Raw genomic sequence first — 1,052 nt, 5'->3', positions numbered from 1 at the left:
AAGCGGTATTACTCTGATCCTGATTTCCGTAGTAGAGTAGACCAAGTTATCAGCGAACAAGCAAATACACAGTAATGCCAGTCAACTACACAGTTCAGGCTGAAGTGGTTGATATCCGGTCTGACGCTCCGAAAAATGATGATATTTTCTTAGTAGATACAAACGCCTGGTATTGGTATACCTATACTAATGCCAGTATTTCATCTCGTCCCTATCAGATTACAGAGTATCCTTCCTACATTGCTAAAGCCATTTCTGCTAACTCATTGCTTTTATACTGCGGTCTTTCATTGGCAGAATTAGCACACAACATTGAGCAAACACAAAGAGAAATATTTTCTTCTACATTAAAATCTAAAGAATACCGTCATAACTTCCCAACTGAGAGAGCAAAAGTTGTAGCCGAAGTTCAAGCTGCTTGGAGTCAGGTGATATCTAGTTCTGTATGCACAGATGTTTTGGTTAGCGAAGAAACAAGCAATGCAGCGCTTACCAGATTCCAAACCCAATTACTTGACGGTTACGACTTGCTGATACTGGACGCGATGGACAAAGCAGGAGTCACAAAGATAATTACTGATGATGGTGATTATGTGACTGTCCCAGGTATTAAAGTTTTTACAGCAAATAGCGGTGCGATCGCAGCAGCGAAAAGTCAAGGCAAACTTTTTATTAGGTAAGAGTGCTGCAATATGCGTGCTTCTCCACCACAGACTCTAGGAGTTTTCTCAATTCATTGCCAATTGCTACCGAGACTTTGAGCCAGTAATTGTATGGCTTGCACTTTTTCACCAGGACTAAGGGCAAGAAGTTGTTGTTCTAACTCTTTGAGTGTCACGGATATCAATCCTCTGATGTTTTGTCAGGCTAGATTCACAATTTTATATTTCACCCCAAAACTTAAGCGCAATTTTGAGCGAATTGCTAATGGTGAAGAAACCAAGAGTGATATACAAGGTGTGGGAGTGTCAACTGCTCATTCTTTTTTTTGGCGAAGGTATTGTTTGATCTACCTGGTTCTCAAAACTCCTCATCGGCGAAGAATTCGTTTT

2 protein-coding genes are annotated in these 1,052 nt (G+C 40.6%); both read left to right on the top strand.

From position 1 onward, the window contains the following. Positions 1-74: 74 nt before the first annotated feature. The gene (locus AC5590_RS34710; protein ID WP_169269009.1) at positions 75-680 is read left to right on the top strand and encodes a hypothetical protein; all 606 of its coding nucleotides are present in this window, start codon (positions 75-77) and stop codon (positions 678-680) included. A gap of 174 nt (positions 681-854) precedes the next feature. Then, a partial coding sequence (locus tag AC5590_RS34705) for a hypothetical protein (protein WP_211178820.1) occupies positions 855-1,052 on the top strand: 198 nt, incomplete at its 3' end.

The sequence above is a fragment of the Brasilonema octagenarum UFV-OR1 genome (genome assembly GCF_963888615.1).
Taxonomy (GTDB): Bacteria; Cyanobacteriota; Cyanobacteriia; order Cyanobacteriales; family Nostocaceae; genus Brasilonema; species Brasilonema sennae.
Note: the sequence above shows the minus strand (reverse complement) of the source record. Positions and strands in the feature narration are given on the sequence as shown.

Bases quoted from the DNA above. Each gene is read 5' to 3' on its own strand.
- AC5590_RS34710 (WP_169269009.1), top strand. From the start codon at position 75: ATGCCAGTCAACTACACAGTTCAGGCTGAAGTGGTTGATATCCGGTCT.